Source organism: Streptococcus parasalivarius (assembly GCF_054785155.1).
Genome location: NZ_BAABOB010000005.1, coordinates 181356 through 194370, shown reverse-complemented (window position 1 = coordinate 194370; position 13015 = coordinate 181356). Strand labels below are relative to the sequence as shown.

General features: G+C 36.7%; 12 protein-coding genes. All 12 read right to left on the bottom strand.

Annotation, left to right across the window (positions count from 1 at the left end):
- Window positions 1–417 precede the first annotated feature (417 nt).
- A complete protein-coding gene (gene tgt / locus ACYVQ1_RS06490) occupies window positions 418–1560 on the bottom strand; it encodes a tRNA guanosine(34) transglycosylase Tgt (RefSeq protein WP_461250188.1) in 1143 nt (380 codons plus the stop codon).
- Between the two features lie 204 nt (window positions 1561–1764).
- Window positions 1765–1899, bottom strand: coding sequence for a 50S ribosomal protein L34 (gene rpmH / locus ACYVQ1_RS06485; protein ID WP_002885866.1), 135 nt, complete (start codon window positions 1897–1899; stop codon window positions 1765–1767).
- 195 nt (window positions 1900–2094) lie between these two features.
- Entirely contained in the window at window positions 2095–2658 is a 564-nt protein-coding gene (locus ACYVQ1_RS06480; RefSeq protein ID WP_073686074.1) for an NAD(P)H-dependent oxidoreductase, read from the bottom strand.
- Window positions 2655–3251 carry a TetR/AcrR family transcriptional regulator gene (locus tag ACYVQ1_RS06475; RefSeq protein WP_461250187.1) on the bottom strand — a complete coding sequence of 199 codons (597 nt, stop codon included), beginning with the start codon at window positions 3249–3251 and terminating at the stop codon, window positions 2655–2657. Before ACYVQ1_RS06475 ends, ACYVQ1_RS06480 begins: the two co-directional genes overlap by 4 nt.
- Window positions 3252–3382: 131 nt before the next feature.
- Window positions 3383–4426, bottom strand: coding sequence for an RNA-binding cell elongation regulator Jag/EloR (gene jag, locus ACYVQ1_RS06470; protein ID WP_461250186.1), 1044 nt, complete (start codon window positions 4424–4426; stop codon window positions 3383–3385).
- Window positions 4427–4437: 11 nt separating this feature from the next.
- On the bottom strand, window positions 4438–5244 hold the full coding sequence (locus ACYVQ1_RS06465) for a membrane protein insertase YidC (protein WP_049545221.1): 807 nt from the start codon (window positions 5242–5244) through the stop codon (window positions 4438–4440).
- 114 nt (window positions 5245–5358) lie between these two features.
- A complete protein-coding gene (gene rnpA / locus ACYVQ1_RS06460; RefSeq protein ID WP_037601516.1) occupies window positions 5359–5694 on the bottom strand; it encodes a ribonuclease P protein component in 336 nt (111 codons plus the stop codon).
- A gap of 84 nt (window positions 5695–5778) precedes the next feature.
- Window positions 5779–7164 (bottom strand): argininosuccinate lyase, encoded by a 1386-nt coding sequence (gene argH, locus ACYVQ1_RS06455; RefSeq protein ID WP_461250185.1) that lies wholly within the window; start codon window positions 7162–7164, stop codon window positions 5779–5781.
- Between the two features lie 326 nt (window positions 7165–7490).
- On the bottom strand, window positions 7491–8690 hold the full coding sequence (locus ACYVQ1_RS06450; RefSeq protein ID WP_461250184.1) for an argininosuccinate synthase: 1200 nt from the start codon (window positions 8688–8690) through the stop codon (window positions 7491–7493).
- 941 nt (window positions 8691–9631) lie between these two features.
- Complete coding sequence (locus ACYVQ1_RS06445; RefSeq protein WP_002885796.1) at window positions 9632–10375, bottom strand: response regulator transcription factor; 744 nt, start codon at window positions 10373–10375, stop codon at window positions 9632–9634.
- Between the two features lies 1 nt (window position 10376).
- A complete protein-coding gene (locus ACYVQ1_RS06440; protein WP_037600062.1) occupies window positions 10377–11693 on the bottom strand; it encodes a GHKL domain-containing protein in 1317 nt (438 codons plus the stop codon).
- Between the two features lie 23 nt (window positions 11694–11716).
- The gene (locus ACYVQ1_RS06435) at window positions 11717–12997 is read right to left on the bottom strand and encodes a hypothetical protein (protein ID WP_461250183.1); all 1281 of its coding nucleotides are present in this window, start codon (window positions 12995–12997) and stop codon (window positions 11717–11719) included.
- Window positions 12998–13015 lie beyond the last annotated feature (18 nt).

The following is a 13015-nucleotide window of genomic DNA, read 5'->3' as shown; positions in this document are numbered from 1 at the left end:
AAATTTAATAATTGTTCGAGCGTTAACTCATTACCGTCATCTGACGATTTATTCTTGTAAATTGACAGGTTATAATTTCTTCTATCATAACCCTGCACTTGGTTTCTTATTCAGTTCTCAAAGGTCTTTGTCTCTCTTAAGACAACTCCTATATTCTAGCAAATCTAGAATAGCTTGTCAACACTTTTTTTGAAGTTTTTTTCACTTCTCGTGTTCGCCGTCTCTTCCGAAACAGCTTATTTATAATATCATCTCTCACTTATCTTGTCAATAACTTTTTTAAAGTTTTGGAACCTTTTCAAGTTTGTGGCAAGTCTGTTAAGACAACTTTTATATCTTAACACCCAAATCAATACTTGTCAATAGGGTTTTGAAAAAAAATAAAGCAGTACAACTATGTACTGCTAAATAAATTATTTAAAAATTTCTTTTACTTGCATTATAACCATATTTTTCAATGAAATCTTGGCGGAATTCAAGTAAATTGTCATCTATAATAGCTTGTCGTACCTTGGCCATTAAATTTACCAAGAAGTAGAGATTATGATAACTAGTCAGGCGAATTCCAAATGTTTCATCTGCCTTCAACAAATGTCTCACATAAGCACGTGTGTAATTCTTACATGTATAACAATCACACTCAGGATCTATAGGGCTAAAATCTTCTGCATACGCCGCATTTTTAACCACAAGACGTCCTTGACTCGTCATACAAGTTCCGTTACGAGCAATTCGTGTTGGGAGAACACAATCATACATATCAACGCCACGGATAACACCGTCAATCAAACTATCTGGTGCTCCTACTCCCATGAGATATCGTGGTTTATTCTCAGGAAGTAAAGGTACGGTAAAGTCTAGAACTTCATTCATCTCTTCATGAGTTTCTCCAACCGCAAGACCTCCAATTGAATAACCTGGGAAATCCATAGAAACCAAATCCTGTGCAGATTGTCTACGAAGGTCTTCGAAACCTGCTCCCTGCACAATTCCAAATAGGCCTTGATCATGTGGGCGACGGTGTGCTTTTAGCCCTCGTTCTGCCCAACGACTTGTCCGTTCAATAGAATTTTTCACATAATCGTATGGTTGGTAAAATTGAGGACATTCGTCAAAGCTCATCATAATATCTGAACCGAGATTGTTCTGAATCGAGATCGCTTTTTCAGGAGATAAAAACATCTTACTTCCATTAAGGTGATTTTTAAATGTTACACCTTCCTCAGAAATATTGCGTTTTTCTGCCAATGAATAAACTTGGAAACCACCGCTATCTGTAAGAATCGCTTGATCCCAATTCATGAATTTATGGAGTCCTCCAGCTTTAGCAACGAGCTCATCACCAGGTCTTAGCCATAAATGATAGGTGTTGGCCAAAATAATTCCTGAACCCATCTGTTTTAATTCTTCAGGGGATTGCGTTTTTACTGTAGCTTGGGTGCCTACAGGCATAAACATCGGCGTTGGAAAAGTTCCATGAGGCGTGATAATTTCCCCCAGGCGTGCTCCTGTGTGTTTTTCTTTCTTTATAAGACGATATTTAATAGGAAATTCAGTCATTTATACTCCTTACATTAGGAAAAACAGTCCTAAGTATTTTTTAGTCAGTGGTCATTATCCACAACCGCTTTAGTTTATCAAAAATTACAAGAATTGTCAGCTCTATATTTTCAAACTCTCGATGAATAGCATCAAACATCAACACTAACATTCATAGCAAACAAAAAAACAACAGTCTCGAGCACTGTTGCTTTCAATAATGTCTTAAGCTGAAAGAACTTTACGTCCTTTACGACGACGAGCTGCAAGAACACGACGTCCATTTTTAGTTGACATACGGTGACGGAATCCGTGTTTACGTTGACGACGGATTTTACTTGGTTGATAAGTACGTTTCACGTTGAATACCTCCTGATAGATTTTCGTATTCGTTTAGCCGGCTATTTTTGATCAGTTACTAAACATACCATACTATTTTATAGCAATAGCTTAATCTTGTCAAGAATTACTTAGATATTAATTTTATTATATCTTTGAAACCCTTAGGCTGGTGATAATTGTAGACCACATTACTAGCCCTATATCATCGCTTGCTCATAACCTTCTTGCTATTTTAGCTATTTTCTTGAGCACCTCTTTTCGCTTATGGTCACCCATATACTCAACAGGTGAAATCTGGGTAACTTTGACCGATTTAATACCACAAGGTTTCAGGACTTGAAATTTTAGAACTTTGCTATAATCTTGAACTAAAGGTAGAACTATCTTTGGTGTATTGTGGGTTGTAATAATCCAAGCTTTCCCAGTCAGTTTACCATCCAATCCACGGGGTGTATTTTCATAGGCAAAACTAGCAGCAAAGACGCGTTCAATAAATCCTTTCAGGATAGCCGGCATTCCACTCCACCAAATTGGAAAAATAAAAATCAACTGATCTGCCCAAATTATTAAATCTCGATAGTCTTTCATAGCTACATCGTGCGCTAGGTCTCTTCTCCTATGCGTTGTATCAAAGCGTAAAACAGGATCGAACCGCTCTTTATACAAATCTAGAACCTTTAACTCATGTTTAGACGATAAATTCTCCTTGACTGTCTCTAGTATAGAGGCATTGTAGCTCTTGTCGTTTGGATGTGCGTAGATAATTAAGGTTTTCATTGTTTAGCTCCTTTAACGTAGATGTCTAACATAGTACTAACAGTCTCTTCAATAGTGTTACTATTGAAATTATCACCAATAGGACTCCTTACCAAAACAGCTAATCCAGTAATAAAACTCCAGATATGAACTAATATTTCTGTCTCACTACCAGAAATGTTCATTTCACTCTTTAGCTTCAAAACCACACTCTTAAAGTGCTCAAATCCTGGTAAATGGGCATTAACAGAGATACTATCCTGGGTTAGTTCCATATAATTGAAAGGAAACTTAATAAATAAGGCCTCAAAACTGTTTGTTTCTTTTTGAGCAAATTCCACAAAATTACACCCCATTAATACTAATTGATCCCTTACATCAAGAGAAGAGTCTATTCCTTGTGTCAGATACTTCAAAAAGATCTCGGATAAACGCTCTAAAACTACCTGAAGATATACACCCTTATTTTCAAAGTGCTTATAGGGTGCTCCATGGGTGATCCCGCATCTTTGAGCCACCGTTCGGATAGATAGTTGATCGACCCCTCTTATTCTTATCTCCTCAATTCCAGTTGTGATTAACTTTTCCTTCAATTCAGCAGTATTACGTTTCATTTTGACTCCTATTTGCATATAAGTAGACAGCGATTACTTTCTATTAAAAGTATACACCGTCTACTTTTAATTGTCAAAAAAAACTAGCCTTCAAACAAGACTAGTTTCTGTAAGCAATAACGCTATTCTAATTATACTTTTGTCACAACAACGTAACGATTAGGATCGTCCCCTTCCGAGTGACTTTCAACCCCTTCAATTTGAGAAAGTGCCTTATGGATAATTTTTCGTTCGCTATTCGTCATTGGATCCATAACATACTCTCGGCCTGTTTCTTTTACTTTAGCTGCCGTTTTTTCTGCTAAATCAATCAAAGTCTCTGTGCGTTGCTCCAAATAATCACGAACATTAAGAACAACACTAAAGCGTTTAGAATGACGATCGTGCAAATAATTTTGCGCTAAAAGTTGTAAAGACTTGAGAACCTTGCCATGATAACCGATAACACGACCAGGCTGGTCTGTTTCAATCTGAATGATAATATTGCGACGATTGTGACTAACCTCTAGGCTAGCATCAACATCCATTTCATAGATAATTTTTTCGAGATAAGATAAAACATCATTTGCAGCAGCTTGAATATCTTCTAAATTATTTTCAGAAGAATCATCCGAACTAAACTCAGATGCCACAAAATCACTGAAATCTCCTTCTGGAGTTTCCAGAGTCTGAACTTTAGCGATTGATTCTACTTGAGGTTCAAGCGAACTTGCCATAAATTCTGTAGCATCCTCTTCTGATGACTCACGTTTAACAGATAGAGGAATAATTGTTGCCTTTGGTTGCTCCTGTTTCTTATCTGGCAACTCTTCACCAAGGGGCTCTGTAGACACTGGTTGCTTTAAGTTTTCTTGTGCAATTTCCTTATTATCTGAAACCGTAACGAGTTTTGTCACTTTATTGAAAGCAATCGTTTCGTCTTTTGGACTTGCGACAGAATCGTCGAATTGTTTTATAGCATCAGGAGCCACTTTAACGGTATTTTGATCTGCTTCATGAGCTATCTTTTCATTTATTGGTTCAACGCTAACTTGAGCTAGCTTCTTTCCAAACCCTAGAAAACCTTTTTTCTCACGAGAAATAACCTTAATATGAGCCTTCATACGGGGTAAATTAAGATCTTTCAAACCTTTTTCGATAGCTTGTTCGACTGTTCGTCCAGAATAGACAACCATAATAAGCCTCCTTATTTACGTTTATGCGCCTTTTTCTTGGCACGACGAATCTTAGCTTTACGTTCTTTTTCTTCCGCTTCCAAACGATTACGTTCTTCAATGATTTTAAACGGATTATTAAAAACCAAAATCTGAATAACTTGGAAGGCGTTTGAAACTGCCCAGTAAAGTGCTACCCCTGAAGAAATCTGAGTTCCAAACCAGAAAATAAAGATTGGAAGCATGATATTCATAACAAGAAGCATTGCACTGCGATCTTTAGCTGCCTTATTTGTCAACCAAGTTGAAAGGAAGGTGAAAGCAGCCGCCAAAATCGGAAGAATAAAGTAAGGGTCTTTCTGACCTAGGTCAACCCAGAGGAATGTTCCTTCTCGCAATTCCGGCACTCGCGTGAGCGCTCCATAAAGAGCCATCAAAATAGGAAATTGAATCAAGAGAGGAACAAAGCTTGCGTAAGGATTTACACCATGCTCTTTATAAAGATCTTGTTGTGCATAAGCAAGAGCTTCACGATTCTCGCGTCCAGGATACTCACTCTGCAAGCGACGTAACTCTGGCTGCAACTCTTGTAGTTCACGGCTTGACTTAATTTGGCGATTATAAAGAGGAATCATTACCGCACGAATTAAGATCGTGAAAATGATAATCCCTAATCCAATGGAACCACCAAATGAGAGCCCTTGAATAGCCTTCCCAAACATTAAAATGAGACGTTCCCAAAGGCCTGTAGAGTGACTTGTAACATCACTTCGTCCACATGCGGACAAAAGTAAGAGAACTCCTGCACCTAAAATAGATAAATTAAGTTTTTTCTTCACTAAAAACTCCTTTTTAATACGATAAAGAACTGCTTGCTTCCATTCATTAAGACTATCTCAAAAATCAGGAATGATCTTAGTTTATCCTACAATGTAAAGAAGCAAAATAATTTTCTAATCCTTATATAACTTTGCTATTTTTAAGACATGAACGAGATTGCTATAAATGTCTTGATAACTTAAGTCTTCGACACCTTTACGAGCAATAACGACAAAATCTTGATGTTCTAACTGAGATGACATGTCCATCAGTGCATGTCGTAGACGACGTTTTACCCGATTCCGAGTAACCGCATTACCAAGACGCTTACTGACCGACAAACCTACTCTAAAATGAGGCAGATCACGATTCAGACTGTAGACAACAAATTTTCGATTAGCAACACTGTGTCCCGCATCAAATAATGCTTTAAAGTCTTTCTCTTTCTTAACGCGATAAGATTTTTTCAAAATGCGACTCCAAACTCAAAATTAGTACTATTATATCATAAATAGCAAAAAAGCCCAAAACCTTATGGTTAGGGCCTTAGAGACTTATTTTTTTAAAGCTTTTTGAGCTTCTTTGATTTGCCATTTAACCTGGTCAAAACCAGTTCCACCAAGGGAATGACGACGTTCAACAGCTGTATGAGATTTAAGCGTCTCATAGATGTCCTCTTCAATTAAATCTGAAACTCCTTGATAACGTTCGAGAGGAACATCCTGAAGATAATAACCAGCTTTGGTACACTCAAGGACAAGTTTTCCAACAATCTCATGTGCTTCACGGAATGGAAGTCCTTTAGACGCAAGACAATCAGCCAACTCTGTAGCATTTGAAAAATCTTTCTCTGTTGATTCTGCCATATGCTTGTCGTTAACAGTCATTGTATTGAGCATACCTGCGAGAATATCAATAGCAACAGTAATCGTTTCTACCGTATCAAACATACCTTCTTTATCTTCTTGGAGATCTTTATTGTAGGCTAAAGGTAATGACTTCATCACAGTCAATAATCCAATCAGATTGCCATAGACACGACCTGATTTTCCACGAATTAGTTCTGCCATATCTGGGTTTTTCTTTTGAGGCATAATGGAAGAGCCTGTTGAAAAAGTATCTGATAGAGTCACAAACTTAAACTCGTTAGAACACCAGTTAATGATTTCTTCACAAATACGTGTCATATGCATCATTAGAATACTTGAGTTTGACAAGAATTCGAGAATAAAGTCACGATCAGAAACAGCATCCAAGGAATTGCTATATGGCTTTGCGAAGCCCATTAAGTCAGATGTCATATTACGATCAATTGGGAAAGTTGTCCCTGCCAGTGCAGCAGCTCCAAGTGGAGAAATATCCGTATGCTTGATATTAAATTCAAAACGTTCGGCATCACGTGTAAACATGTTATAATAAGCCATCAAGTGGTGACCAAAAGAAATCGGTTGTGCATGCTGCAAGTGGGTGTAGCCTGGCATAATTGTGTAGGTATGTTTGTCTGCTAGGTTGACTAAAGTACCACGTAAATTATCAAGCTTCTCAATAACTTCCACTAATTTAGCTTTCAGATACAAGTGCATATCCGTTGCCACTTGGTCGTTACGTGAACGTGCTGTATGAAGTTTTCCTGCTACTGGTCCAATTTTAGCTGTTAAAAGGCTCTCCATATTCATATGAATATCTTCATTGGAAACATCGAATTCTAGTTTACCAGCCTTATATTCCTCAAGCAGCTCTTCCAAGCCCTGTTTAATTTGTAAAGCTTCCTCTTTAGTAATAATTCCTGTCTCACCAAGCATAGTGACATGGGCAATAGACCCTTTAAGGTCAAACTCTGCCATCTTTTGGTCAAAGGAGATTGAAGCACCAAATTCTTCTACCCATTTTTCAAGACTAGCTTCGAACCGACCGCCCCATAGTTTATGATTTTCTGCCATAGTTTTATTTTGAAGATTTCCCTACACTGAGATAATCTTCCATCCTTTCTTAATACTTATAACAAGCAACGACCTCTTAGGTCACAATAACTTAAATGAAAAAAGCTAGATAGTATTTGTCTAGCTTAATTTGTCTCTCTGGACACTTGTTTTCCTAAATCTCGATCTCTGTCGTAGTTTATTTAGGCTCGTGACGCCTCTCAGAACGCCTTAACGATAATAATATAAGTTATAAGAAAAGAGTATCAGATGTGGCTCCCTGTCCACTTTTATCTGATATTAAGAATTTTCCTTCTCATATCCTGCTTTTCTTATGAAATCTGTCATTAATTGTCAAACGGATGGTTAACTTGAGAATTTACCTGTGTTGGAAGCCCCCAAAGCTTGATAAATCCAATCGCAGCATCCTGATCAAAGCTGTCCGCTGATGTGTAAGTAGCCAAGTTTTCATCATACAATGAATTAGCTGATTGACGTGCTACTACTTGAGCATGCCCTTTGTAAAGTTTTACTTTAGCGATACCATTAACAACTTTTTGTGTTTCCTTAATATAAGCAATGATAGCTTCTGTTGCCGGACTAAACCACAAAGCATTGTAGATAAGGTTTGACAATTCATTTTCAAGAATTGGTTTGAAATGAGAAACTTCACGTACCAAAGTTAGGTCCTCAATTTCTTTATGAGCTGTCAAAAGCGCAATAGCTCCTGGGCATTCATAAATTTCACGTGACTTGATACCCACAAGACGATTCTCAACGTGGTCGATACGTCCTACACCATGCTTGCCAGCAATAACATTCATTTCTTGGATAAGGTCAGCCAATTTCATTTCTTTACCGTTAAGGGCAACTGGTTTCCCTTCTTTAAAGGTTACATCGACATATTCAGCTTCATCTGGCGCAGACTCTGGTGAATTGGTAATTCCAAAAGCTTCTTCTGGAGCTTGATTCCAAGGATTTTCAAGAACACCACACTCGTTAGCACGTCCCCAAAGGTTTTGATCGACTGAGTAAGGATTATCAAGGTCTGCTGGAACTGGAACACCATTAGCCTTAGCATACTCAATTTCTTCCTCACGAGACCATTTCCATTCACGCACTGGCGCTACTACTTTAAGACTTGGATCTAGGGCAGCAATGGCAACTTCGAAACGAACTTGGTCATTACCTTTACCAGTACAACCGTGAGCGATAGTTGTTGCTTCTGTTTCATGAGCAATCTCAACTAATTTTTTAGCAATGATTGGACGGCTAAGCGCTGAAACCAAAGGATATTTTTGTTCATAGTAAGCGTGAGCCTGAAGTGCTGGAAGCACATAGTCTTCAGCAAACTCGTCTTTGACATCAAGCACGTATGACTCGATAGCTCCAACTGTCAAAGCTTTGTCATGGATGAACTCAAGATCTTTACCTTCACCGACATCCATACAAACAGCGATAACATCGTAATCTTTTTTAAGCCATGTAATAGCGACTGAGGTATCAAGACCTCCCGAATAGGCAAGAATAACTTTCTCTTTTGACATAATATTTTCTCTTTTCTTATATTTTCTTGCGGTTGCTATCTCTATCAACCTTACGAGATTTATTATATTGAATATTTATTCACTTGTCAATGGTTTTTTGTTACTTTTTTATATTTATTCGTTTTTATTTGTTTTTATTTATTATTTCGACCTAAAAAGTGCGTAATTCTCAATTTTTATTCAATTTTATGCAAGGGATGGTGGAAAATAAAAAAACACTCTTGAAACGATACAAATAGACTCAAAAGCATCTTTAACTATCTATCTTCTAAAATGCCAAAAGGCCTGTACAAAGTACAGACCTTTTGAACAACAGCATCATCGGTAGAGAACACAACAGCAATTTTAGATAGAATGAATGAGGGAAATTATTATGTTTAAGGGACTAACTTAAACCATACATTCTTCTTGCTCTCTAACCTTGATTATATTATAGCATGCAATCCCAAAATGTATATCTTCTTTTCCTAAAATGTCGAATTTCACTCACAGAATGTATTTTTTTATCCCAATCTGCACTAATCCTCTCAAAAACAAAAAAGGCTTGATTTCTCAAGCCTATTAATTTCTATAAAAAAGATATGTAATTGGACGAGCGGCCAATAAAAAATGGGGATTAGGAAAAAGTTATATAAAAGTACATTATTTATTTTCATAAAGTGTATGTAGATTTCAATAAGATTGACGATGTCTCATTTCCGAATCACATATCTTGATTATATAATAACTTTTTTCAATTTAATTGTCTATACGATTTCATAGAATGTCGTTTTTTCATCCTGAACTGCATTGTTTTTAGTTATTTTTTTATAAATCTCAAAATTCCATCACTAAAAGACATCTATTTTGTGTTTTTACAGAATTTACTCACTTATAAAATAATCAATCACCCATGAAATATACACATACTTTTTTAGACTAAAAAGAACATTAGTCAATGACTAATGTTCTTTTACCTCAGACCATTTTTTAAGCAAAGCCTTCATTTTCAAACGTGAAACTGGACAAGAATCGCCATTTTCAAAGTAAATCATCAACTGAGTCTTATCAATACGAGAAATATTATCCAAATTAACTAAAAACGAGCGATGACAAGAAAAGAGTTTTTTATTCACCGAAGTAATATCTCCAAGATTGGCATAAAACTCCAAACGCTCTGTTTTGGTAATCAGCATCACCTTATGAGGTGTCACAGCAGTCGCAAAATAATAAATATCTCTCATAGGGACTTGAATTCGAGACTGTGCTGTTTCAAACACAAATATCTCATCATCATCCACATCTCCAACTTTTTGATTTACAAAAGTCAATGTTTGTTTTAGTTGTTGTTTGAACTCTGCATTAGAAACTGTCTTATCAATAAAATCTAGTGCAGAAACCTTGTATTTAAAACTAATCGGTGCAAACTCTGAGTGAGTTGTCACAAAAATAATAACCGCATTAGCATCTTGTTGGCGAATTTCTGAGGCTACCTCTAGCCCCTTCTTTCGCTCACCATCAATATCAATATCCAAAAGGAAAACCTGATGGTTACCCTTCTCGTTGATACTGGACAATAGTTTGTGGGGTTTAGAAAAAACTTCAAGTTTTCGTACGGAAAACGTGCCCTCTGAAACCAATTCTCTGATGATGTCACTAATACGTGTTTGCTGCATTAAGTCATCTTCTAAAATGTAAATATTCATATTAGGGCCTCATTTCTAGTATTTGCATCATTTTATGATTCTGACTACGGACAGAGAAGGACGTATTCGGATAACGTTCCAAGATATCTTGAACAGCATTAACACCTATACCACCCCCAGGATGAGGAGTCTGGGTACTCATCATTGAAAGTGGAACTTGCTCATCTGCAATTGTACTTTCAATAATAAAACTCTGGCAATCTTCTTCATCAAAATAGGCCAGACTAATGAAACCCTCACTGGCTTTACGAGCACCATCAATAGCATTATCCATGAGATGACCCAAAACCACAGCTAAATCTAAATCAGTTAGATAGTTATGAGTCACTGGATCTGGAATCTCTGCATGAATATTGAGTCGATACATCTGAGCTTCATGATATTTTGATGAAAGTAGACTATGAATACTTGGGTTTTGGATATTATCCAAATCTGTGACCTGAGTCGAAAAGCTGTGCTGATCTCGATTGACATAAAGATCAACTAAATCTTTTTTGTAAGAACGAATATCTCCTGTTCTTTCGATATCTCTCAAATTATTAAGCAGAAAATTATAGTTAGAGCGAACATGCATCAAGTCTCTATACAAACCTTCCACCCTAGTATTCTCGCGCTTCAAATCATCAAGATAGTTGGCTTGCTTCATCGCCAAATCCTGCTCTATTTTTTCCTTAGCAAACTGGTTCACAGCTCCTAGTACAAAGAGGAGTAAGTAGAGATATCCCATTACCAATGGTACACGAAACCTACTCTCAAGATGTAACTCTGGAAAATAAGTATCAAATGTCGACACCAAAAAGATAACTAAATAATAAAGCAAAAGAAGCATGTTGACCAAACCCAGACGGTTCTTTTTTTCTTGTTGGGCAGCAACTTTCAAGATATCTGTAAAATCTAGACGTAAAATAAAATCTACTATTCTGACCGTCAACATGACAAAGGAAAGTGGTACCATAGACCACCAAATATTGTTGTTTAAAGTAGCAGCAGTTATGCCAAGTATCGGCGGGAAGAAGAAGGTAGCCAAAAAACGTCTTGCCAAATCGACGAGTACCACCGGGTAAAAACCTAGAAAAAAGCGCTCTACAGAAGTGACACTTTTATTCAGTTGATAACTAAATGTCAATGTTACAATGGCTACTAAGGGAGGTACTATGCCTATGTAGCGTCCAATGAGTTGTCCCCAAATGCATAGAGCAACATCAAATAACAAATAAAGCATACGATTTTTAAGATTAGTGTTTTGCCCACCAATACGTAAGTAGATATCCCAAATGATGACAAACATCAAAATTTGAAATAGGATGTTACCCAGCATAGTTATCCCCCTCCTTTCTACGATTATAGTCCTACCGTAACAATTTGATAGGTTTTAAATAATTCTTTTTTATTTGTTAAACCGATACCGTTTGACCAGCAAAACTGGGCAAAATCACGACTAATAGTCAGACTATCGTCGAGCTTCGGATCAGCTTCCTGGTTAGTATTTTCAAGAATAAAGCTGAGATTGCCATCCTCATTCTGTTGAATAAAGAAACCAATATCTGTCTCCGGCTCCTTGGCCCAAAGTTTTTCAGCTAAGTTCACGCAACGTTCTAAAACTCCAATAAGAACTGCAATATTTAAATTGTTAGGATAAGAATCAACGTTGACATCCAACCTAACGGTGATACCCTTTTGTTCCAAAGGAATGATTTGGTTTACAATCCAACTTCTTAATACCGGATAAGGAATCTCGAACAGAGGAGCCAACTTATCATTTAAGTCCAAATTATCAAGTTTAAGATGATTCAAATGCTCATGATAAACGGATAAAACCTCTGATAATTGATTTTTAGCCAATGGAGTCTCAAGAGCTACCAAAAGACTCTCAAAGTCTTTTTCAATAGGCTTTACTTTTGTAAAAAGATCCTCAATATGTTTATTATAGACTTCCAAGTTATAGACATAGGTCTCCACAGCTTCCTTACTACGTTCTCTGACAAATTTATGAGAATAGCGGTTCAAGGTTGTTACCATTAGGAGATAAACTGCCATTGCAATAAAAATTGGCCCTCCCACATTACTACCTGTTGATACCAAAATAGTACTACAAGTAATGTAGAGTGCAAAGGTCAAATCAACGGCTATCAACAGACGTTCACGACCACGTGAATAAATCAATTCCTTGACCTTATCAACATCTGAACTGGAAAGATAATTGACATAGAGAAAGAATGGGTAAATCAGTACAAAAGATAACAATTTGAGGAAGAAGTTTTCTTGAATCTCACTTAAAGTCATATTTGTAAACAGATTATTGAATACATAAAATGGAGTAAAAGTCGCAAATAAATCTGTAAAAATAACCGAGAAAGCTCCAAAAAAGAGGCTTGCCCAGAGCGTCAAACGATGTTCCCGACGTTCCTTTAGGGCCAAAGCTAAAAAGATAAGAACTTGATAATAGAAGCCATCACCTTTACCAAGTGATACCACTATACCTAAGAGACTTAAACAAAATACTTTCCAGTAAGCTAGTGTGCTCCTTGTTAGTTTTTTATAAATAAACCAGGTAATATGAAAACTAATAATCTGAATAATACTATTTTCAAGAGATACCATGGTCCAAAGTTGTAAGTTCATGATAATATTTCCTGTTTA

Coding starts and splice junctions, on each gene's coding strand:
- argH (WP_461250185.1), bottom strand. CDS start 7,164: ATGGCAGAAAATCATAAACTATGGGGCGGTCGGTTCGAAGCTAGTCTT.
- jag (WP_461250186.1), bottom strand. CDS start 4,426: ATGGTTGTCTATTCTGGACGAACAGTCGAACAAGCTATCGAAAAAGGT.
- tgt (WP_461250188.1), bottom strand. CDS start 1,560: ATGACTGAATTTCCTATTAAATATCGTCTTATAAAGAAAGAAAAACAC.
- ACYVQ1_RS06475 (WP_461250187.1), bottom strand. CDS start 3,251: ATGAAACGTAATACTGCTGAATTGAAGGAAAAGTTAATCACAACTGGA.
- ACYVQ1_RS06435 (WP_461250183.1), bottom strand. CDS start 12,997: ATGAACTTACAACTTTGGACCATGGTATCTCTTGAAAATAGTATTATT.
- ACYVQ1_RS06450 (WP_461250184.1), bottom strand. CDS start 8,690: ATGTCAAAAGAGAAAGTTATTCTTGCCTATTCGGGAGGTCTTGATACC.
- ACYVQ1_RS06440 (WP_037600062.1), bottom strand. CDS start 11,693: ATGCTGGGTAACATCCTATTTCAAATTTTGATGTTTGTCATCATTTGG.
- ACYVQ1_RS06480 (WP_073686074.1), bottom strand. CDS start 2,658: ATGAAAACCTTAATTATCTACGCACATCCAAACGACAAGAGCTACAAT.
- ACYVQ1_RS06445 (WP_002885796.1), bottom strand. CDS start 10,375: ATGAATATTTACATTTTAGAAGATGACTTAATGCAGCAAACACGTATT.